The following is a 21,258-nucleotide window of genomic DNA, read 5'->3' as shown; positions in this document are numbered from 1 at the left end:
AGCTGCGACCTCCCCGAGCGGGCTCGGTCGTGGCGCCAACACCAAGGAGACACCACACCGTGCCAAAGCTCAGGGTTTATGAGCTCGCCAAGGAGCTCGGGGTCGAGAGCAAAGAGCTGCTCGCCCACCTGAAGGACCAGGGAGAGTTCGTGAGGTCGGCGTCGTCGACCATCGAGCCGCCTGTCGTCCGCAAGATCCGGGAGAACCCGCCCGCCAACGCCGAGTCGGCGTCGGGCGAGGCGACCAAGGCTCCCGCCACCAAGGCCCCCACGACGCCAGGCCCCAGGCCGGGCCCGGTGCCCACCCCCGGGCCGACGCCCGCACCGGCGGCGCCGAAGACCGAGACGCCCGCGCGCCCGGAGAAGCTCGAGGCGCCGGCCCGCGCCGAGAAGCCCGCGCCGACCCGGCCCGCGCCCAGCGCTCCCGAGGAGAAGGTGCCGGCGGAGAAGGCCACGCCGGAGAAGCCGGCCGCGCCCGAGTCTGCGCCCACCCCTCAGGCGCCCGCCGCCAAGGCGACGCCGAAGGCCCCGCGCCCCGGCGCCAAGCCGGGTCCGCGCCCGGGCAACAACCCCTACAGCTCCAACCAGGGCATGGGGCAGTCGCGCGACCGCCGCGGTGGTCAGGGCGGCCAGGGGATCGCCCCGGTGCGCCCCGCGTCCGGGCAACAACCCGTTCGCGACGAGCCAGGGTATGCCGCGACCGGGCGGCAGCCGTGGTGGCAGCGGCGGCGGTGCGGAGCGTCCGGCCGCACGTCAGGGGACCGGCGCTGCCGGGCCCCGTCCCGGTGGTCCGCGCCCCAACCCCGGCATGATGCCCGAGCGCACGGCAGTGCCGCGCCCCGGCGAACGCCCCGCGCGGGGCGGCGGCCGCGGTCGACCCGGTGGGCCCCGGTGGCCCCACGGGTGGTCCCGGTGGCTTCCGCGGCCCCGCAGGTGGTCGCGGTGGCGGCCCCCGGGGTCGCGGCGGTACGGCTGGCGCGTTCGGTCGTGGCGGCGGCAAGGTCCGCGGACGGAAGTCGAAGCGGGCCAAGCGCGCTGAGTTCGAGGCGATGCAGGCGCCCGCCATCGGCGGCGTCAACGTGCCCCGCGGCAACGGCGCGACCATCACGGTGCGCCGTGGTGCCTCGCTGACCGACTTCGCGGACAAGATCAACGTCGACCCCGCGTCGCTGGTGACCGTGCTCTTCCACCTGGGCGAGATGGCCACCGCGACCCAGTCGCTCGACGAGGACACCTTCGGTGTGCTCGGCGCCGAGCTGGACTACGTCATCCGCGTCGTCTCCCCGGAGGAGGAGGAGCGCGAGCTGTTCAGCTCCTTCAACATCGACCTCGACGCCGAGGCCGACGCCGAGTCCGACGAGGACCTCGAGGCGCGGCCCCCGGTGGTCACCGTCATGGGTCACGTCGACCACGGAAAGACGCGGCTGCTGGACGCCATCCGGCAGGCCGACGTGGGCGCCGACGAGGCGGGTGGCATCACCCAGCACATCGGCGCATACCAGGTCCACACCGAGCACGATGGCCAGGAGCGCGCGATCACCTTCATCGACACCCCGGGTCACGAGGCGTTCACCGCCATGCGTGCTCGTGGTGCCAAGGTGACCGACATCGCGATCCTCGTGGTCGCGGCCGACGACGGCGTGATGCCGCAGACGATCGAGGCGCTCAACCACGCCCAGGCGGCGGACGTGCCGATCGTCGTGGCGGTCAACAAGATCGACGTCGAGGGTGCTGATGCGGCCAAGGTGCGCGGTCAGCTGACCGAGTACAACCTCATCGCCGAGGAGTACGGCGGCGAGACGATGTTCGTCGACGTGTCGGCCAAGAACCAGCTCAACATCGACCAGCTGCTCGATGCCGTGCTGCTCACCGCCGACGCGGCGCTCGACCTGCGGGCCAACCCCGACAAGGACGCGCGCGGTGTGGCGATCGAGGCCAACCTGGACAAGGGCCGCGGAGCGGTGGCGACCGTCCTCGTCCAGCAGGGCACCCTGCGGGTCGGTGACGCGATCGTCTCCGGTGGCAGCCACGGTCGTGTGCGTGCGCTGCTCGACGAGCACGGCACCAACCTGCAGGAGGCGACTCCGTCGCGGCCGGTGCAGGTGCTGGGTATGGACACCGTCGCCCGGGCGGGTGACACCTTCCTGGTGGCGCCCGATGACCGCACCGCCCGACAGATCGCCGAGAAGCGCGAGGCTGCCGACCGGCAGGCCGCGCTGGCCAAGTCGCGCAAGCGGATCAGCCTCGAGGACCTCAACCAGGCGCTCGCGCAGGGCAAGGTCGAGACCCTCAACCTCATCCTCAAGGGTGACGTGTCGGGTTCGGTCGAGGCGCTGGAGGACGCGCTGCTGCAGATCGACGTCGGCGACGAGGTCGACCTGCGGATCATCGACCGCGGCGTCGGTGCGATCACGATGAACAACATCAACCTCGCGGTCGCCTCCGACGCGGTGATCCTCGGCTTCAACGTCCGTGCGGAAGGCCAGAACGCCGACTACGCGGACAAGGAAGGCGTGGAGATCCGGTACTACTCGGTGATCTACCAGGCCATCGAGGACATCGAGAACGCGCTCAAGGGCATGCTCAAGCCGGAGTACGAGGAGGTCGAGACCGGGACGGCGGAGATCCGCGAGATCTTCCGCAGCTCCAAGTTCGGCAACGTCGCGGGCTGCATGGTCAGGAGCGGCGAGATCCGGCGCGGGGCTAAGGCACGCATCACGCGCTCCGGGGTCGTCATCACCGAGGGCCTGCAGATCGCCGGCCTGCGGCGGTTCAAGGACGACGTCACCGAGGTCCGCGAGGGCTTCGAGTGCGGTGTCAACCTCGGGTCGTTCAACGACGTCCAGCCGGACGACCTCATCACCACCTACGAGATGCGCGAGATCCCGCGCACCTGACGCGGATCCCACGGCACGCCTCCGGCCCCGTCCCCTCGGTGGGGCGGGGCCGGAGGCGCGCCCACGATCCGTAGGATGGGTCGGCCCCCGGTGCCCCGGGGGAGGCCAGCGACCCCCAGGAGGAGACATGGCAGACCAGGCACGCGCACGCAGGATCGCCGAGCGGACCAAGCAGCTGGTGACCCAGGGGCTCGCCCAGGTCGTCAAGGACGAGCGCGTCGGCTTCATCACCATCACCGATGTCCGGGTGACCGGTGACCTTCAGCAGGCCAGCGTCTTCTACACCGTCCTCGGTGACGACGCCGATCGCGAGGTGGCAGCGGAGATCCTCGAGGCCTACCGCGGGCGACTGCGCAGCTTCGTGGGCAAGGGCCTCGGCATCCGGCTCACGCCGACCCTGGAGTTCATCCTCGACGCCCTGCCCGAGGACGCCCAGCACATGGACGACCTGCTGCGGCAGGTCGCCGCCCGGGACGCCGAGCTCGCGGCGGGCCGTCGCGCCTCGGAGTATGCCGGGGAGGCCGACCCCTACCGCAAGCCCCGGACCGAGGAGGACGAGACCGGCGCCCCCGGCGCATGAGCGGGCCCACGACCCACCGCCCACCCTTCGTGGGTGACGGACTGCTCGTCGTCGACAAGCCCGCCGGGTGGACCAGCCACGACGTCGTCGCCCGGGCCCGGTGGCTCTGCGGCACGCGGAAGGTCGGCCATGCCGGCACGCTGGACCCCATGGCCACCGGCGTCCTCGTCCTCGGGGTGGGGCGCGGGACCAAGCTGCTCACCTTCCTCGTCGGTCGGGACAAGGCCTACACCGCGACCATCCGCCTCGGGCAGAGCACGCTCACCGACGACGCCGAGGGTGAGGTGACCGCGAGCAGCGACGCGTCCGGGGTGTCCGGGGCGCAGCTGCGTGCCGCGGTCCACGAGCTCACGGGCGACCTGCAGCAGGTGCCCAGCGCAGTGAGCGCCATCAAGGTCGGGGGAGTGCGGTCCTACGCGCGGGTGCGCTCGGGAGAGGATGTCCAGCTCGCGGCCCGACCGGTGCGGGTCGCGCGCTTCGACGTGGAGGACGTCCGCCCCGGCGGTGCAGTCGTCGACCTCGACGTGACGGTCGAGGTCTCCTCGGGGACCTACGTCCGGGCGCTGGCCCGCGACCTCGGCGCCGCCCTCGGCGTCGGCGGTCACCTCACCGCGCTGCGGCGCACCCGGGTCGGTGGCCTCGGGCTCGATGTCGCCACCTCGCTGGAGGACCTCGCCGCCGAGGGCGTCGCGGCCCACCGGCTGCTGCCGCTCGCCGACGCGGCCCGGGCCACCTGACCGCGCGGGAGCTCGACGAGGCCGCGACCCGCGCGCTCGGCTACGGGCAGCGCATACCCTCCGCGCAGCCTGGCCGGGCGGAGCCCGTCGCCGCGTTCGCCCCCGACGGGCACCTCGTGGCCGTCCTCGACGAGTCCGGTGAGCAGGCGCGCGCGCACGTGGTCCTGGCTCCCGCCGACGCCGGTTAGAGTGACGCCCGTGCATCGCTGGACCAGCTTGGAGGATCTCCCGGGCGACCTCGGCCCGACCGTGGCGACGCTCGGCAACTTCGACGGCGTCCACCTCGGTCACCGTGCGGTCCTGCGGACCGTGACCGACCTGGCCCGCGAGCGTGCACTGCCCGCCGTGGCGGTGACCTTCGACCCCCATCCGGTCGCCGTGCTGCACCCGGAGCGGGCCCCCAAGGAGATCGCCGGTCTGGAGCACCGCCTCGACCTGCTCGAGCAGGCGGGCCTGGACGGCGTCGTCGTCATCGAGTTCACCCGGGAGTATGCCCTGCTCCCGCCCGAGGACTTCGTCGTGCAGACCTTCGTCGAGGCGTTGCGGGCGCAAGCGGTCGTCGTGGGCCAGGACACCCGGTTCGGGCTGCACAACTCCGGTGACGTGGGCACGATGCGTCAGCTGGGACAGGTCCACGGTTTCGACGTGGTGGTCCAGCACACCGCCGGGGCGCTCGACCACGGCCAGCGGACGTGGTCCTCGACCGCGCTGCGGCAGGCCATCGCCGACGGCGACATGGGGCTGGCCCTGCGGATCCTGGACCGCCCGCACCGGGTGTCGGGCACGGTGGTGCACGGGCACCACCGCGGGCGCGAGCTGGGCTACCCGACGGCCAACCTCGGCCCCGACCGGGTCGGCATGGTGCCGGCCGACGGGGTCTACGCCGGCTGGCTGGAGCGGCCGGGCCGGTCCGTCGAGGACCCGGACCGTAGGCTGCCCGCCGCGATCTCGGTGGGGACCAACCCGACCTTCGACGACGTCGCCGAACGGACGGTCGAGGCCTACGTGCTGGACCGCACCGACCTGGACCTCTACGGCGAGCAGGTGGCTGTGGACTTCGTCGAGCGGCTGCGCGGCAACGTGCGCTTCGACTCGGTCGAGGAGCTGACCGACCAGATGCGGCGCGACGTGGACCGCAGCCGCGCCCTGCTCGCGCGGGACTGACCCGGCGGTGCGCGAGCGACTCCTGCGCACGGACTGGGCGCCCTTCGTCGCCGGACTCGGCCTGAGCCTCGTCGGGGCGGTCCTCATCTGGTCGGCGACCCACGAGTGGGCCGGTCCCGCCCTCGCGGTCCGACACCTGGTCAACACCGCCATCGGTCTCGTCCTCGGGCTGGCGGTCATCTGTCTCGACGTGCGGTGGCTGCGGGCCGCGGCCCCGTGGGTCTACCTCCTGGGGCTCGCCGGCCTCGTCCTGGTGCTCACGCCCCTGGGGCAGACCGTCAACGGGTCGAGGTCCTGGCTGTTCCTGCCCGGCGGGTTCTCGCTGCAGCCAGCCGAGCTCGCCAAGATCGGCCTGGTCGTCGGGCTGGCGATGATCCTCGCCGAGGGCCGCGACCCCTACGCCCGGCCCGGGTGGCGGGACGTCCTGCCGGCCTGGTGCCTCGCCGGGGTGCCGATCGGCCTCATCATGCTGCAGCCCGACCTGGGCAGCGGGCTCGTGCTCGGGGTGCTCACCCTCGTCGTCGTGGCGACCTCCGGGGCGTCGTGGCGGTGGACGGCCACCGCGGTGGTCGCGGTCTGCGCCGTCGTCGTGGCCGCCGTCCGCATCCCGCTGCTCGACCCCTACCAGGTCGACCGGCTGCTCGCCTTCCGCGACCCCGGCCTGGACCCGGAGGGCATCGGCTACCAGACGCACCAGGCCCGCCTGGCGATCGGCTCGGGCGGCTGGTCGGGGACCGGCCTCGGCGAGGGCCCGCAGACCCAGGGAGGGTTCATCCCCTACCAGTACACCGACTTCATCTTCTCCGTGGCCGGTGAGGAGCTGGGCTTCGTCGGTGCCTCCGGTCTGCTCGTGCTCCTCGGTTTCCTCGTCGTGCGAGGCCTGATCGTCGCGCTGCGCTGCGAGGATCCCTTCGGCCGGCTGCTGGCGGTCGGCGTGGCCTCGTGGTTCGGCTTCCAGATCTTCGAGAACGTCGGGATGAACCTCGGGCTGATGCCGGTCACCGGCCTCCCGCTGCCCTTCCTGTCCTACGGCGGATCCTCGATGTTGGCGTGCTGGCTGGCCCTCGGCCTGCTGGCGTGCGCCAGCGGGCGGGACGGTGCGGCGCGTTCCTCTTGGAGGGCGCGGCCGAACCTGCCAAGATGAGCACTCTGTAGGACCATCCGACACAGGAGTTGCCATGGCCCGCCTTGCCGACGAGACGCCCGACCTCGCGCTCATCGAGAACCGCGTCCCGAGCGTGGGACACCTCTTCCGGGACCGTGTCGTCGCGACCCCCGACACCGACGCCTTCCTCTACCCCGAGGGCGAGGAGTGGCCGGTCCTCTCCTGGGCCCAGACGGGGGAGCGTGCCTACGCCATGGCGGCCGGTCTCATCGAGCTCGGGGTGCAGCCCGAGGAGCGGGTGGCCCTGGCGTGCTCGACCCGCATCGAGTGGGTGCTGGTCGACCTCGCGGTGATGTGTGCCGGGGCCGCCACGACCACCATCTACCCCACGACGCTCTCCGACGACGTCGCCTTCATCATCACCGACTCCGGGAGCCGCGTGGTCGTGGCCGAGGACGACGAGCAGGTCGCCAAGGTGCTCGAGCACCGCTCCGAGCTCGGCGCGGTGCTCAAGATCGTCGTCATCGACGGGACCGGTGACGGCGGCGACGTCATCACGCTCGCCGAGCTGGAGGAGCTCGGGCGCCGGCGGATGCAGGCCGAGCCGGGGGTCGTGGACGCCCGGATCGACGCGCTCACCCCCGAGCACCTCGCGACGATCATCTACACCTCCGGGACGACCGGTCGGCCCAAGGGCGTGCGGCTCCCGCACTCCGCGTGGACCTACGAGGGTGCCGGGGTCGACGCGGTCCACCTGCTGGGCCCCGAGGACCTGCAGTACCTCTGGCTGCCCCTGGCCCACGTCTTCGGCAAGTGCCTGCTCGTGCTGCCCCTGCAGATGGGCTTCCCGACCGCGGTCGACGGGCGCGTCGACAAGATCGTCGAGAACCTCGCGGTGGTCAGGCCGACCTTCATGGGAGCCGCGCCCCGCATCTTCGAGAAGGCCTACGGCCGGATCACGACGATGATGGCCGACGAGGGCGGGGTCAAGGAGAAGCTCTTCGGGTGGGCCAGCGGTGTCGGCACCCAGGTCGCCGAGATCCGTGCCTCGGGCAGGGAGCCCGGCGGTCTGCTCAAGGCGCAGCACGCGCTCGCCGACAAGCTCGTGCTCTCCAAGATCCGAGAGCGCTTCGGGGGCCGGATCCGGTTCTTCATCTCCGGCTCCGCGGCGCTCAACCACGACATCGCCCGGTGGTTCGACGCGATGGGGCTGACGATCATCGAGGGCTACGGCCTCACCGAGTCCAGCGCCGCCTCGATCGTCAACCGGCCCAAGGCCGGGGTCAACAAGATCGGTACGGTGGGGTGGCCGCTGCCCGGCACCGAGGTGCGCCTCGCCGAGGACGGCGAGCTGCTCATGCGGGGGCCCGGCATCATGACCGGGTACCACCAGAACGACGAGGCGAGCGCCGAGGCCCTCCAGGACGGCTGGCTCGCGACCGGAGACATCGCTGAGATCGACGAGGACGGCTACGTCCGGATCACCGACCGCAAGAAGGATCTCTTCAAGACCTCCGGCGGCAAGTATGTCGCGCCCTCGCGCATCGAGTCGCTCTTCAAGGGCATCTGCCCCTACGCCAGCCAGCTCATCGTCGAGGGCGACGGCCGCAACTTCGTCTCCGCGCTCATCACCCTCGACCCGGACGCCATCACGGCGTGGGGCGCCAAGAACGGTATGGCGGGTGACAGCTACGCGCAGATCGTCACCTCCGACGCCGCCCGGGAGATGGTGCAGGGCTACCTCGACCAGCTCAACCAGCAGCTGGCACGCCACGAGCAGGTCAAGCAGTTCCACATCCTCGACCATGACCTGTCGATCGAGGAGGGCGACCTCACGCCGAGCATGAAGCTCAAGCGGCGGGCCGTGACGGCGAAATACAAGGACGAGCTGGACCGCTTCTACACCGACTGAGGGCCGATGTGCGTCAGCGACCGTGGACGGTCTCGAGCAGGTCCGGGTAGCGCTCCCTGACCTTCCGGGCCTGCTCCGAGGGCTGGGCCTCGAGCTGCGCCGACACCGGCACCGGCCACTGCGGCAGGTCGCCGCCGCGTAGGGTCCACGCCGCCTGGCGGGCGGCCCCCAGCGCGACGTACTCGCCTGCCGCCGGGATCACCACGGGCACCCCGAGGAGATCGGCCGCGATCTCCCGGACGGCGCGGGAGGCCACCGCACCACCGATGAGGTGCACCCGCTCGACCTCGACGCCCTCGCGCCGCAGGGAGTCGACCCCTGCTCCCACGCCGAGGATCATGCCCTCGACCATGGCGCGGGCGAGGTTGGCCGGGGTCAGGTTGTCGCGGGTGAGCCCGGACAGGGTGCCGGTGGCGTCGGGGAGGTTCGGGGTGCGCTCACCGTCGAGGTAGGGGAGCAGGGTCAGGCCGCCGGCACCGGGCTCGGCCTGCAGCGCCAGCTCCTCCAGGCCCGCGAGGTCGGTGCCCAGCACCTGCGCACCGGCGGTGAGGACCCGCGCCGCGTTGAGCGTGCACACGAGCGGGAGGAAGGCGCCGGTGGCATCGGCATACGACGCCACCTCGCCGTTGGCGTCGTGGCTGGGGGAGCCGTGCCGGGCGAATGCGGTACCGCTCGTCCCGAGCGACATGACGACGTCACCGGCGGACAGGCCCAGACCCAGGGCCGCCGCGGCGTTGTCGCCGGTGCCGGGCCCGAGCACCATCCCGGAGCCGGTCCGCCCCGCCTCGTCATGGGGTCCGAGGACCGTCGGCAGCTCGAGGTCGCGGCTGACCGCGAGACGCAGCAGCTCCCGGTCGTAGTCGCCGGTCGCGGCGTCGAAGTAGCCCGTGCCGGAGGCGTCGCCACGGTCGGTGACCCAGCCCTGCGCCCCGCCGCCCAGGCGGCGCGCGATCTGACCGGTCAACCAGTCGTGCGGGAGCACGCAGGTGGCCGCCCGCTCCACCTGCTCGGGCTCGTGCTCGGCGCTCCAGCGCAGCTTGCTCACGGTGATGGCCGCCAGCGGGACCACGCCGACCCGGTCGGCCCAGGCCTGCGCGCCGCCGAGCTCGCTCACCAGGTCCGTGGCGGCCTGCGCCGAGCGCGTGTCGTTCCACAGCAGGGCCGGGCGCACCACCTCGTCGGCCTCGTCGAGGAGCACCATGCCGTGCTGCTGCCCACCGACCGCGAGGGCCTGCACGCCGTCCAGGAGATCACCGGAGCTGGCCTCCTCGAAGGCGGTCCACCAGTGCTCCGGGTCGACCTCGGTGCCGTTGGGGTGTGCCCCCCGGCCCTCGCGGACCACCTCACCGGTTGCGCTGGAGTCGCTGCCACCGGTCGAGATCGTGCAGCTCAGCGGTGCCCTGGCAGGGATCAGCGAGGACTCCAGCTCGGTCGACCTCGTGCGCCGCGCGGGCCGGATGTCCGGGGGAGGGCGCCAGGTGTTCTTCGCCCCGCTCGTCATGCCCGACGCGGCCGGGGCCGAGGCCGTGCGCCGGGACCCGGCGGTCAGCGGGACGCTCGCGGCGGCGAGCACGGTCACCGTCGCCATGGTGGGGGTGGGGGCCTGGGAGCCCGGCCAGTCGACCATCTACGACGCGGTGGACCCCGAGTGCCGCCGTCTGGTGGCGGAGGCGGGCGTCATCGGGGAGTCCGTCGGCGCCTGCTTCGACGAGCAGGGCCAGCTCGTCGACACCTGCCTCTCCGAGCGACTCATCGCGCTCTCCCCCCACCAGCTGCGCGGCATCGCGCGGGTGATCGCCGTCGCTCACGGCGTGGGCAAGGTGGCGGCCCTGCGCGCGGCCATGACGGGCGACCTCGTCAACGGCCTGGTCACCACCCACGACACCGCCGAGGCCCTGCTGCGGGCCTAGAGGTCCTCGGCGGGCGGGTGGTCCGAGGCGGTGGTGGGGGGCGCACCCGCGGGAAGGCGCCAGGCGAGGGCCGCCGCCGGCAGGGTGAGGGCCAGGACGGTCCAGGTCATCACCGAGGTGAGGTCGTGGTGCAGGGTGAGCAGCCCCACCGCCGCCAACGTGACGAGGAAGCCGAGCTCGCCCGCGACGCTCGCCACCGAGGTCACCGTCGCCCGGGTCCGGCTGTCCTCGGCCAGGGAGTGCTGAAGGCGCGCGTCGTCGGCGAGGTAGAGGCTGCTCGCCACGGCATACCCGATGCCCAGCGCGAGCGCGCCGGACCACCCCGCACCCCACGCACCCACGCCGAGCAGCACTCCGGCCGTCACCACCAGTGCCGCGTGCCGCCAGCCGGTCAGCACCGCCACACGGTCGCTGAGGGCCGTGCCGAGCGCCTCGAGCAGCACGATCCCGGCCATGACGAGCGCGACCCGCCCGACCGAGGAGCCATCCTCGGCGAGGACGAGCGGGAAGTACTCGTCGAAGCCGACCAGGGTGACGATCGCGGCGTATCCCACCAGGACCCGTCGCACCGGACCCCGGGCCCGGGCCAGGTCGAGGCCCGCGCGCAGGGTGCGCCCCCAGGCGCGCAGGCCCGGCGAGCCCTTCGGGTGGCCGACCTCCTCGGCGGTGGCCGGCTCGGCTGGCGGTGTCACCACGCGGGGCGAGGTGGGATGGGCATCGGCGCGGGCCTCCTCCGGGGGTATGCCGTGCGGCACGGGCGGTGGGAGCCGCAGGGCTACGCCGACGTGGACGACGGCGACACCCAGGCTGAGCGCTCCCACGAGGGCGTAGCCGCCCGCCTGGTGCAGCGGTGCGGCCGCCGCGATCGCGCCGGCCATCACGAGCAGCGCCACGCTCTCGGACCGCGCCTTGACCTGGGCATACCGCGCGTTGACCCCACGCGCCCGGAGCTGGTCGAAGAGGTAGGCCTCCCACGTGCCGGAGTGCATCGCATCGGACAACGACCACAGGACGAAGCCGAGCAGGAAGCCCCAGAAGGTCGGCCAGGCCAGCCACACCCCGAAGGCCGAGGCGTAGACCAGGCCCGAGGCGATGAGCAGTCGCCGCCGGTCCAGCAGGTCCGCCCAGGCGCCGGAGGGCACCTCGAGCAGGAAGGCGCTCGCGGACCACACGGCGAGCAGCACCGAGATCTGGGTCGTGCTCAGACCCCGGTCGGCGAAGAGCAGGGCGTAGATCCCGAAGAGCGGGATCGCCTCATGGCTCGCGCGGTAGGCGATCGCCAGCGACTGGATCGGGACTCAACCCTCGCCGGAGGGATGACGGACGTGCGACATACCCCGCACCCTAGCCCTCGCGGGCCACCCGGGTCAGTCGATCTTGCGGGCGCGGATGACCCCGTCGATCCCGAGGATGGAGTCCTTGAGCTCGTCGCGGACCTCGCCCTCGACATCGACGAGGGTGTAGGCGACCTCACCCTTGGACTTGTTGGTGAACTCGGCCACGTTGAGGCCGGCGTCGGCGAGGGCGGCGGTGATCTGCCCGATCATGTTGGGCTTGTTCTCGTTGAAGATGCCCAGCCGCGTGGTGCCCGGGGTGCGGGCCATCACCACCTCGGGGAAGTTGACCGAGTTGCGGATGTTGCCGTGCAGCAGGTAGTCCGCGAGCTGGTCGGCGGCCATCACCGCGCAGTTGTCCTCGGCCTCGCTGGTCGAGGCGCCGAGGTGGGGGAGGGCGATGACCTTGGGGTGCACGGCACCGGCCTCGCTGGGGAAGTCGTTGACGTAGGCGTGCAGGTGACCCGAGTCGAGGGCCTCCAGCACCGCCTGCTCGTCCACGACGCCGGCCCGGGCGAAGTTGAGCACCACGCCACCCACCGGCATCGTCGCGATCCGCTCGGCGTTGACCAGGCCCTTGGTGGCCTCGATGAGGGGCACGTGCGTCGTGATCATGTCGGAGCGCGCGAAGAGCTCCTCGACGCTGGTCACCTGCTCGACGTTGGGCGACAGCTGCCAGGCGCGCTCGACAGTGATCGCCGGGTCGTAGCCGAGGACCTTGAGGCCCAGGGACTGCGCGGCGTTGGCGACGAGGACGCCGATGGCGCCCAGCCCGATGACGCCGAGCGTCTTGCCCGGCAGCTCGTAGCCGGCGAACTGCTTCTTGCCCGCCTCGACCTGCGTGTCGAGCTCCTTGCCCGAGAGCGCCTGGTCGGCGACGAGGCTGCGGGTGTAGTCGGCCGCGTGGTAGAGGTTGCGCGCGGCGAGCAGCATGCCCGCGATGACGAGCTCCTTCACCGCGTTGGCGTTGGCGCCCGGGGTGTTGAAGACGGGGATGCCCCGCGCCGCCATCGCGTCCACCGGGATGTTGTTGGTGCCCGCGCCGGCGCGGGCGACGGCATACAGCGAGTCCGGGATCGGGGCTGCGTGCAGGTCGGCCGAGCGGAGCAGGATGCCCCGCGGCTCGGCGATGTCGGTGCCGAGGTCGAAGACGTCCCGGTCGAGGCGCTGGAGGCCGATGGGGGAGATCGCGTTGAGCGTCTGGATGGGGTAGGTCTGGGTGCTCATGAAGGGGTGTCTCAGCCGTTCTGCTGCTCGAAGTCGGTCATGAAGTCGACGAGGGCCTGGACGCCCTCGATCGGCATGGCGTTGTAGATGCTGGCGCGCATCCCGCCGACGCTGCGGTGCCCGGACAGGCCGGAGAGCCCGGCAGCGGCCGCGGCCGCGACGAAGGGCTTCTCCAGGGCGGGATCGGGCACGAGGAAGGGGACGTTCATCCAGGAACGGGCCTGCTTCTGCACCGGGTTGGAGTAGAAGTCCGAGGCGTCGATCGCGCCGTAGAGCAGGTCGGCCTTGGCCTGGTTGCGGCGGGCCATCTCCTCCACACCGCCCTGCTGCTCGACCCACTCCAGCACGAGTCCGACGAGGTACCACGCCAGGGTGGGCGGGGTGTTGAGCATGGAGTCGGCCTCGGTCATCGCGGCCCAGTCCAGGGCTGCGGGCACGTCCGGCCGGGCCCGGTCGAGGAGGTCGCGGCGCACGATGACCACGCACAGGCCGGAGGGGCCGAGGTTCTTCTGCGCCCCGGCGTAGATCACGCCGAAGCGCGAGACGTCCAACGGGCGGGAGAGGATCGTCGAGCTCGCGTCGGTGACGACCGGCACCGGTCCGGCGTCGGGGACGTAGGGGAACTCGACGCCACCGATCGTCTCGTTGAGCGTGTAGTGCAGGTAGGCCGCGTCGCCGGGGACCTCGAAGGACCCCTGGTCCGGCACGGTGGAGTAGGTCGACGCCGACTCGTCCGCGAGGACCCGGACGTCGACGTACTTCTTGCCCTCGGTGATGGCCTTCTTCGACCACGACCCGGTGTTGAGGTAGGCCGCAGTCGCGCCAGGGGCGGCGAGGTTGAGCGGGACGCCGGAGAACTGCCCCGTCGCACCCCCCTGGAGGAAGAGGACGGCATACTCCTGCGGCACCGACAGCAGCTCGCGCAGGCGACGCTCGGCCTCGGCGGCGATGGAGACGAACTCAGGGCTGCGGTGGGACATCTCCATGACGGACATCCCGGACCCGCGCCAGTCGGTGAGCTCGGACTGGGCTCGCTCGAGGACCTCGAGCGGCATGGTGGCTGGACCGGCTGAGAAGTTGAAGACTCGCACGGGCACCTACCGTACCGTCAAGGAGCGCGTGTCCTGTCATCTGGTCGGCCGGTGGAGCAGGCACCCGGGAGCGGCGTGGCGCGGCCGGCGTCGTATGCCGTCGGGGCCGCCGCATGTGCGATACTGCGTAGCGGTCGAGCGACGTCCCACACACCGCCGCGCGGCCCGGTGCGAGCCCTAGCGGTGCGGCCCTCCAGGTCAGCACGCAGGACGCGGCGGCGATGAGGACCATCGCGTCGACAGCTGGCACCGCGCCGGAACCGGTGCCGCGCGAGCGCGCGAGCCGCAGCCGGTGACACAGGACGACTTCCGTCGCGGCCGGCCGGCCACGACGACACAGCACCCGCGTCGCGCGGGCAGGAGGCCTTGGCGCCTGGGTGTGGACTCGCACCGCGCGACCTGGAAGGACACCACGTGTCTGACGAGCGCACCTCCGCAGAAGCGGACGAGACCCTGACCTCGACCACCGAGCAGGGCACCGGCAGCACCGAGCAGGTGCCGGGGCCGGACACCCACGACGCCCCCGCCGACGAGACGCAGGAGCCCGAGGAGGAGCAGGAGGTCGAGGAGCCGGCGGACGAGCCCGCCCCCGCCGCCCCGCAGCCCTCCTTCGGTCTGGTCTTCCAGGCCCCCGACCTCACGGACCTGCCCAAGCGCCGGTCGCGGCGTGCGACGTCCGCCTCCACCGCGCCGGCTCCGGCCCCCGAGGTCGAGCCGGAGACCGACGACACCCAGGGCCCGGCGGCGTCTGACGACGACGGGGACGACGACGGTGCGCGTGGCCGGCGCCGGCGGCGCCGCGGCGGCAAGGGCCGCCGCACCCGCGGTGAGGACGGCCCCGAGCAGGAGGCCGAGGAGCAGGGCGGGTCGGAGACCTCCGACGGCGCCACGGCGCAGGACAAGCCGCAGGGCTCCTCGCGTCGACGTCGCGGTGGCGGCGGCAAGGACTCCGGCTCGAGCAGGAACGAGCCGCAGGGCGGGGAGGCCGCGCAGGGCCAGGGGGAGGAGCCCCAGGCCGGAGGCGCGGAGAGTGCGAAGGACGCCGACGGCGACGCGGACTCCTCGAGCACCACCAAGCGGCGGCGTCGCCGCTCCCGCAGCGGCACCGAGCGCTCGGCCAAGGACGAGGTCACCTCGGTCAAGGGGTCGACCCGCCTGGAGGCCAAGCGCCAGCGACGGCGGGAGGGCCGCGAGGCCGGACGTCGACGCACGATCATCACCGAGGCGGAGTTCCTCGCCCGCCGCGAGAGCGTCGAGCGGGTGATGGTGGTCCGTGGGCTCGAGGACCGCACCCAGATCGCGGTGCTGGAGGACGGCGTCCCCGTCGAGCACTACGTGTCCCGGTCGGCCCAGTCCACGATGGTGGGCAACGTCTACCTCGGGCGGGTCCAGAACGTCCTGCCGAGCATGGAGGCGGCCTTCGTCGACATCGGCAAGGGCCGCAACGCGGTGCTGTACGCCGGTGAGGTCAACTGGGACGCCGCGGGTCTGGAGGGCAACCAGCCCAAGCGCATCGAGAACGCCCTCAAGTCGGGGGAGTCGGTCCTCGTCCAGGTGACGAAGGACCCCATCGGTCACAAGGGTGCCCGGCTGACCTCGCAGGTCTCGCTGCCGGGCCGCTACCTCGTCTACGTCCCCGGCAACTCCATGACCGGCATCTCCCGCAAGCTCCCTGACACCGAGCGCAGCCGCCTCAAGAAGATCCTCAAGGAGGTCGTCCCCAGCGACGCCGGCGTCATCGTCCGCACCGCGGCCGAGGGAGCCTCGGAGGCCGAGTTGCGGGCGGACGTCGAGCGGCTCACCGCCATGTGGGAGCGGATCGAGGCCAAGGCGAAGACGGCCAACGCGCCCTCCCTCCTCCACGGGGAGCCGGACATGACGGTGCGGGTCATCCGGGACGTCTTCAACGAGGACTTCGCCAAGCTCGTGGTGTCCGGGGAGAAGGCCTGGGACGAGGTCAAGCACTACATCGACGAGGTCGCCCCGGACCTCGCCGAGCGGGTCGAGAAGGCCACCGGCACGACCGACGTCTTCACGACATACCGCGTCCACGAGGCCATCGCCAAGGCGATGGACCGCAAGGTGTGGCTGCCCTCGGGCGGATCGCTGGTCATCGACCGCACCGAGGCGATGACCGTCGTCGACGTCAACACCGGCAAGTTCACCGGCTCCGGGGGCAACCTCGAGGAGACGGTCACCAAGAACAACATCGAGGCGGCCGAGGAGATCGTGCGTCAGCTGCGGCTGCGCGACATCGGCGGCATCATCGTCGTCGACTTCATCGACATGGTCCTGGAGAGCAACCGTGACCTCGTCGTGCGTCGGCTCCTGGAGTGCCTGGGCCGTGACCGCACCAAGCACCAGGTGGCCGAGGTCACCTCGCTCGGGCTCGTCCAGATGACCCGCAAGCGGGTCGGCTCGGGCCTCATCGAGGTCTTCTCGGAGACGTGCGTGCACTGCTCCGGGCGCGGGGTCGTGGTGCAGACCGAGCCCGTCGTCCGCCACGCCGAGGAGAGCAACGGCAGCGGCAACGGGAATGGCGGCGGCAAGCGGCGCGGCAAGGGGCGCGGCGGCAACGCCGCCTCCGGCAACGGGGGCTCCGAGCCCAAGAACGTCCTGCCGACACCCAACCCCTCCGGCCCGACCCCGGCACAGATCGCCGCGGCGGCGCACGCCGCTGCCCTGAGCGCGGGAGCGACCTCTGAGGTCGCCGACGCGGCGGCCGGTGCCGCCGCGGGCGAGGTGGCCGACGCCCCGGTCACGACGCAGCCCGAGGTCGCCGCCGAGCCGGAGACGGCCGTCGTGGAGCAGGCCGAGCCGGCAGCGGCGCCCGCGGAGAGCGTCCAGGCGCCGGCGGTCCCGGTCGTCGAGGAGCCCGCTGCGCCGGCGCCCAAGCGTCGCCGTCGCGGACGCGTCGTCGCCCCGGCCGGGCCGCCCGTCGGCGAGGTCGAGACGGGGTCCCCGACCCCGGACAGCAGCGCCGAGGAGCCGGCCTCGGGCGATGACGACGCCACCCCGGCGCCTTCGTCGGCCTGAGTTTGGAGCCACGGCGTCCCGCACGGTAGTCTGGTGCGTCGGTTCGCCCTGGTGCTGGACTGGTCTCGCAGACGACACATCCCGTGTCGGCTCGACCTCGTCCATCAGCCTCCGAGGGCGCGTCCGAGCCCACCGCGACAGAAGCAGAAAGCGAGTTCAACGTGTACGCGATCGTCCGTGCTGGCGGCCGCCAGGAGAAGGTCTCCGTCGGCGACGTGCTGACCATCGACAAGGTCGGCGGCAACCCCGCGGCCGGTGACACCGTCGAGCTCGCTCCTGTGCTCCTGGTCGACGGCACCGCCGTGACCACCGACGCCGACGCCCTCGGCAAGGCCAAGGTCACCGCCGAGATCATGGGCGCCGTCAAGGGCCCCAAGATCGTCATCCAGAAGTACAAGAACAAGACCGGGTACAAGAAGCGGCAGGGCCACCGCCAGCCGCTCACCCAGGTCAAGATCACCGCGATCGACGCCTGAGCGTCAGCCGAGCCTAGGAGGAGTCAGCAGATGGCACACAAGAAGGGTGCGTCCTCGACCCGCAACGGTCGCGACTCGAACGCCCAGCGCCTCGGCGTGAAGCGCTTCGGCGGCCAGATCGTCGGCGCCGGAGAGATCATCGTCCGCCAGCGCGGCACGCACTTCCACCCCGGTGAGGGCGTGGGTCGTGGCAAGGACGACACGCTGTTCGCGCTCGTCCCCGGTGTCGTGGAGTTCGGCGCCAAGCGGGGCCGCAAGACCGTCAACATCGTCGGCGAGGCCGCGACCGTCGACGCCTGAGGCGCGACACCGCATACCTCACGACCGGCCGGGAAGACCCGGCACGCGCGACGCCGGTGGGTCCGGACCGACCCACCGGCGTCGCGCTGTCTGCACCACCTGAGAGGATCCCCACCATGGCCAACTTCGTCGACCGCGTCGTGCTCCACCTGCGGGCCGGCAAGGGCGGCCACGGCGTCGCCTCGGTGCACCGGGAGAAGTTCAAGCCCCTCGGCGGCCCGGACGGCGGCAACGGCGGACGCGGCGGTGACATCGTCCTGCGCGTCGACGCCCAGGTGACGACGCTCATCGACTATCACCACGGACCGCACCGCACCGCCCCCAACGGCAAACCCGGCGAGGGCGATGAGCGCAACGGCGCCCAGGGCGAGGACCTCGTGCTGGCCGTGCCCTCCGGCACCGTCGTCACGACCCGCGGGGGAGAGGTGCTCGCCGACCTGGTCGGTGACGGCACCGAGTTCGTCGCCGCCCGCGGCGGACGCGGCGGGCTCGGCAACAAGGCCCTCGCCTCACCGCGCCGCAAGGCCCCCGGCTTCGCGCTGCTCGGCGAGCCGGGCGAGGAGAGCGAGGTGGTCCTCGAGCTCAAGACGCTCGCCGACGTCGCCCTCATCGGTTTCCCCTCGGCCGGCAAGTCCTCCCTCGTCAGCGTCATGTCGGCGGCCAAGCCCAAGATCGCGGACTACCCCTTCACCACGCTGGTGCCCAACCTCGGTGTCGTCACCGCCGGCGGCGAGCGCTTCACGATCGCCGACGTCCCCGGGCTCATCCCGGGTGCCAGCGAGGGCAAGGGCCTCGGGTTGCAGTTCCTGCGGCACGTCGAGCGCTGCCACGTCCTCGTCCACGTCATCGACTGCGCCACCCTGGAGCCGGGTCGCGACCCCCTCACCGACCTCGAGGTCATCGAGGCCGAGCTGGCCGCCTACGTCCCGCACGGTGAGCTGGGCGGCATACCTCTGGCCGAGCGGGTGCGCGTCGTCGTGCTCAACAAGGCCGACGTCCCCGAGGCGCGCGAGCTCGCCGAGATGGTGCAGCCGGACCTCGAGGCGCAGGGGTATGAGGTGCACGTCGTCTCGGCGGTCGCTCACCACGGTCTCAAGGAGCTGACCTTCGCGCTGGCCGGGCACGTCTCCCGGGCGCGCGCCGAGCACCTCGAGATCGAGCCGGCCCGCGTGGTCATCCGCCCGAAGGCGCTGGACGACCAGGGCTTCTCCGTCCGCCGCGAGGGTGGCGGGGAGGACGAGGTCTTCCGCGTCCTGGGGGAGCGGCCCACGCGGTGGGTGCGCCAGACCGACTTCGCCAACGACGAGGCGGTCGGCTACCTCGCGGATCGTCTCGCGCGGCTGGGCGTCGAGGAGGAGCTGCTCAAGGCCGGTGCGGTCGCCGGGTCCACGGTCCTCATCGGTCCGGAGGACAACGCGGTCGTCTTCGACTGGGAGCCGACGATGGCCGGTGGCGCGGACGTCCTGGGCGGGCGCGGCACCGACCTGCGCCTGGACGACCGCTCCCGTCCCACGCGCGCCGAGAAGCGCGAGGCCTTCCACGACCGCAAGGACGCCGCCACCGCGGCCCGCGAGGAGCTGGACGCCGAGCGCCGCGCGGGCTACTGGACCGACGACGCCTGACCCACCCCATACACGCCGCCCACCACGCCCCCCTCCGCCGGAGCGACCACGGGCTAGCACGACCTCCATCGGCGAACTTCCCGATGAAGCCCGTGCTAGACCGTGGTTGGTCCCTAGGGTGGAGGTATGACCAGGACGGACATGAGGCCGACGCCAGCCGAGCTGGGCGATCTGATCGCCGCATTGGTCGGCTCGCGCTGGCCCACCACGGAGGCCGAACGCCTGGTGTGGTTCGACGAGCACGGCGTGGTCGTGGAGGGCGCGGAGTCGCTGCCGCGAGAGGGCCTCGGGGAGTCGTGGGTGGGCTCCGGGTCGGCGGACTGGGGTCGGCCCCGCTGTGGGTGGGGGTCCTTCGAGGGTGAGTTCGTCGGGCTGGTCTGGTTCCTCTGGCGAGGCACCTCGATGCAGGCGTCCGAGCGGATGGCCCGCGAGCTCAGAGACCGGTTGACGCAACGATTCGGCGACCCGACCGAGTATCTGAGCGAGCCGGAGACCGGACGGTTCACCGCCCTCTGGCAGGCTCGAGGACGCACCATCGACATGTACCTCCACGGCGGGATGCGGCCGAGGGGCGTCGAGCACCAGTTCTACGACGAGCCCGTCCTCCAGCTGCACCTCGATGATGCCGAACGATCGTCACGACGCGAGGCTGAGGCGAGGAGGCGCCCCCCGCCCGGGCGGCCTCAGCACGGTGTCACGGATGCATGAGTATGCGTGAGAGTGGAATAGTATTCGTCCCATGGGCTCGACCGTCGACCGCAGCGTCATCCGGGACGCGCACCGCATGGTCATCAAGGTCGGCTCCTCCTCGCTCACCGGCCCCGAGGGCGGCCTGGACGGCTTCCGGCTGCAGGCGCTGGCGACGACGCTGGCCAAGCTGGCCCTGGGCGGGACGCAGGTGGTGCTGGTCTCCTCCGGGGCGATCGCCGCGGGCATGGAGCCGCTGGGGCTGGAGCGCCGACCAAAGGACCTCGCCACCCAGCAGGCGGCCGCCAGCGCCGGTCAGGGCGCGCTCATGGCGGCCTACACCCAGGCCTTCACCCTGCACGGCGTGCAGGTGGGGCAGGTGCTGCTCACCGCCGACGACATGCACCGGCGCAGCCACTACGTCAACGCCTCCCGCACCCTCGAGCGCCTCCTGGAGCTGGAGGTCGTGCCGATCATCAACGAGAACGACACCGTCGCGACCGACGAGATCCGCTTCGGCGACAACGACCGGCTCGCGGCGCTGGTGGCCCACCTCGTCGACGCCGACGCGCTGGTGCTGCTGTCCGACGTCGACGCGCTCTACACCGGGCACCCCACCCGCCCCGGCTCGGCCCGCATCCCCCTCGTCTCGGGTGCCGAGGCGCTCGCCGGGGTCGACGTCTCCCGGTCCGGCTCCGGCGTGGGCACCGGGGGGATGCAGACCAAGGTCACCGCCGCGCAGATGGCCGTCGGTGAAGGGATCCCCGTGCTGCTCACCAGTGCCGAGCAGGCGCACCAGGCCCTGCTCGGCGAGGACGTCGGCACGCTCTTCACCCCGGTCGGCACCAAGAGCCCGGCCCGCAGGCGGTGGCTGGCCCACGCGAGCAGCGTCACCGGCCGGGTCATGCTCGACGACGGCGCCGTCGAGGCGGTCGTCCGGCGCCAGACCTCCCTGCTTCCCGTCGGGATCACCCGGGTGGAGGGCCGCTTCAGCGCCGGTGACACCGTCGACCTGTGCGACCCGCAGGGCAAGGTGGTCGCCCGCGGCCTCGTCGGCTACGACGCCGACGACCTCGGCGCCCTCGTCGGGCGCAGGCTGGTGCGCGACTCGGCGCTGCGCTCCGGCGCCCCCGCCCCCCGACCGGTCGTCCGCCGCGACGACCTCGTCGTGCTCTAGACCC

The 21,258-nt window shown here is 72.3% G+C and carries 15 protein-coding genes and 2 pseudogenes; 13 read left to right on the top strand and 4 right to left on the bottom strand.

All coding sequences use genetic code 11. The annotated features are described in order from the left end of the window. Positions 1 to 59: 59 nt before the first annotated feature. From infB to FA582_RS09565, 6 genes and pseudogenes are all read left to right on the top strand, one after another. Positions 60 to 2,896: pseudogene (gene infB, locus FA582_RS09590) on the top strand (translation initiation factor IF-2). A 127-nt stretch (positions 2,897 to 3,023) separates the two neighbouring features. Further along, positions 3,024 to 3,476, top strand: a complete 453-nt coding sequence (gene rbfA, locus FA582_RS09585) for a 30S ribosome-binding factor RbfA (RefSeq protein WP_010147624.1) — start codon at positions 3,024 to 3,026, stop codon at positions 3,474 to 3,476. Then, positions 3,473 to 4,401: pseudogene (gene truB, locus FA582_RS09580) on the top strand (tRNA pseudouridine(55) synthase TruB). Before rbfA ends, truB begins: the two are co-directional and overlap by 4 nt. 10 nt (positions 4,402 to 4,411) lie before the next feature. Beyond that, positions 4,412 to 5,377, top strand: a complete 966-nt coding sequence (locus FA582_RS09575) for a bifunctional riboflavin kinase/FAD synthetase (RefSeq protein ID WP_010147621.1) — start codon at positions 4,412 to 4,414, stop codon at positions 5,375 to 5,377. 7 nt (positions 5,378 to 5,384) lie between these two features. Then, a complete protein-coding gene (gene rodA, locus FA582_RS09570) occupies positions 5,385 to 6,521 on the top strand; it encodes a rod shape-determining protein RodA (protein WP_010147620.1) in 1,137 nt (378 codons plus the stop codon). A 34-nt stretch (positions 6,522 to 6,555) separates the two neighbouring features. Further along, on the top strand, positions 6,556 to 8,394 hold the full coding sequence (locus FA582_RS09565; RefSeq protein ID WP_147899799.1) for an AMP-dependent synthetase/ligase: 1,839 nt from the start codon (positions 6,556 to 6,558) through the stop codon (positions 8,392 to 8,394). A 13-nt stretch (positions 8,395 to 8,407) separates the two neighbouring features. Here FA582_RS09565 and FA582_RS09560 read toward each other — a convergent pair whose 3' ends face one another. Beyond that, on the bottom strand, positions 8,408 to 9,736 hold the full coding sequence (locus tag FA582_RS09560; protein ID WP_010147616.1) for an FGGY family carbohydrate kinase: 1,329 nt from the start codon (positions 9,734 to 9,736) through the stop codon (positions 8,408 to 8,410). Between the two features lie 40 nt (positions 9,737 to 9,776). On the opposite strand from FA582_RS09560, the gene FA582_RS09555 reads away from it, so the two are divergent. Continuing rightward, positions 9,777 to 10,304, top strand: a complete 528-nt coding sequence (locus tag FA582_RS09555) for a sugar-binding domain-containing protein (RefSeq protein ID WP_010147615.1) — start codon at positions 9,777 to 9,779, stop codon at positions 10,302 to 10,304. Here the strand turns inward: FA582_RS09555 and FA582_RS09550 are convergent. From FA582_RS09550 to serC, 3 genes are all read right to left on the bottom strand, one after another. Beyond that, positions 10,301 to 11,530: an MFS transporter gene (locus tag FA582_RS09550; RefSeq protein ID WP_272941906.1), complete on the bottom strand. Its 1,230-nt coding sequence runs from the start codon at positions 11,528 to 11,530 to the stop codon at positions 10,301 to 10,303. The genes FA582_RS09555 and FA582_RS09550 overlap by 4 nt on opposite strands. Before the next feature lie 141 nt (positions 11,531 to 11,671). Further along, the gene (locus FA582_RS09545; RefSeq protein ID WP_010147613.1) at positions 11,672 to 12,865 is read right to left on the bottom strand and encodes a phosphoglycerate dehydrogenase; all 1,194 of its coding nucleotides are present in this window, start codon (positions 12,863 to 12,865) and stop codon (positions 11,672 to 11,674) included. Between the two features lie 11 nt (positions 12,866 to 12,876). After that, the gene (gene serC / locus FA582_RS09540; protein WP_238705435.1) at positions 12,877 to 13,962 is read right to left on the bottom strand and encodes a 3-phosphoserine/phosphohydroxythreonine transaminase; all 1,086 of its coding nucleotides are present in this window, start codon (positions 13,960 to 13,962) and stop codon (positions 12,877 to 12,879) included. A gap of 408 nt (positions 13,963 to 14,370) precedes the next feature. Between serC and FA582_RS09535 the strand changes: the two genes are divergently transcribed. From FA582_RS09535 to proB, 6 genes are all read left to right on the top strand, one after another. Next, positions 14,371 to 16,992 carry an Rne/Rng family ribonuclease gene (locus FA582_RS09535; RefSeq protein WP_010147611.1) on the top strand — a complete coding sequence of 874 codons (2,622 nt, stop codon included), beginning with the start codon at positions 14,371 to 14,373 and terminating at the stop codon, positions 16,990 to 16,992. A gap of 161 nt (positions 16,993 to 17,153) precedes the next feature. Then, entirely contained in the window at positions 17,154 to 17,468 is a 315-nt protein-coding gene (gene rplU, locus FA582_RS09530) for a 50S ribosomal protein L21 (protein WP_010147610.1), read from the top strand. A gap of 30 nt (positions 17,469 to 17,498) precedes the next feature. Further along, positions 17,499 to 17,768, top strand: coding sequence for a 50S ribosomal protein L27 (gene rpmA, locus FA582_RS09525; RefSeq protein WP_010147609.1), 270 nt, complete (start codon positions 17,499 to 17,501; stop codon positions 17,766 to 17,768). Positions 17,769 to 17,884: 116 nt separating this feature from the next. After that, positions 17,885 to 19,390 carry a GTPase ObgE gene (obgE, locus tag FA582_RS09520; RefSeq protein WP_010147608.1) on the top strand — a complete coding sequence of 502 codons (1,506 nt, stop codon included), beginning with the start codon at positions 17,885 to 17,887 and terminating at the stop codon, positions 19,388 to 19,390. Between the two features lie 126 nt (positions 19,391 to 19,516). Next, the gene (locus FA582_RS09515; RefSeq protein WP_010147607.1) at positions 19,517 to 20,098 is read left to right on the top strand and encodes a hypothetical protein; all 582 of its coding nucleotides are present in this window, start codon (positions 19,517 to 19,519) and stop codon (positions 20,096 to 20,098) included. A 31-nt stretch (positions 20,099 to 20,129) separates the two neighbouring features. Beyond that, entirely contained in the window at positions 20,130 to 21,254 is a 1,125-nt protein-coding gene (gene proB / locus FA582_RS09510; protein ID WP_010147606.1) for a glutamate 5-kinase, read from the top strand. Positions 21,255 to 21,258 lie beyond the last annotated feature (4 nt).

This window comes from Serinicoccus profundi, assembly GCF_008001015.1.
GTDB classification, from domain to species: domain Bacteria; phylum Actinomycetota; class Actinomycetes; order Actinomycetales; family Dermatophilaceae; genus Ornithinicoccus; species Ornithinicoccus profundi.
This window is presented reverse-complemented; position numbering and strand designations above follow the sequence as displayed.

Coding starts and splice junctions, on each gene's coding strand:
- proB (WP_010147606.1), top strand. CDS start 20,130: ATGGGCTCGACCGTCGACCGCAGCGTCATCCGGGACGCGCACCGCATG.
- rbfA (WP_010147624.1), top strand. CDS start 3,024: ATGGCAGACCAGGCACGCGCACGCAGGATCGCCGAGCGGACCAAGCAG.
- obgE (WP_010147608.1), top strand. CDS start 17,885: ATGGCCAACTTCGTCGACCGCGTCGTGCTCCACCTGCGGGCCGGCAAG.
- FA582_RS09515 (WP_010147607.1), top strand. CDS start 19,517: ATGACCAGGACGGACATGAGGCCGACGCCAGCCGAGCTGGGCGATCTG.
- rpmA (WP_010147609.1), top strand. CDS start 17,499: ATGGCACACAAGAAGGGTGCGTCCTCGACCCGCAACGGTCGCGACTCG.
- FA582_RS09545 (WP_010147613.1), bottom strand. CDS start 12,865: ATGAGCACCCAGACCTACCCCATCCAGACGCTCAACGCGATCTCCCCC.
- FA582_RS09565 (WP_147899799.1), top strand. CDS start 6,556: ATGGCCCGCCTTGCCGACGAGACGCCCGACCTCGCGCTCATCGAGAAC.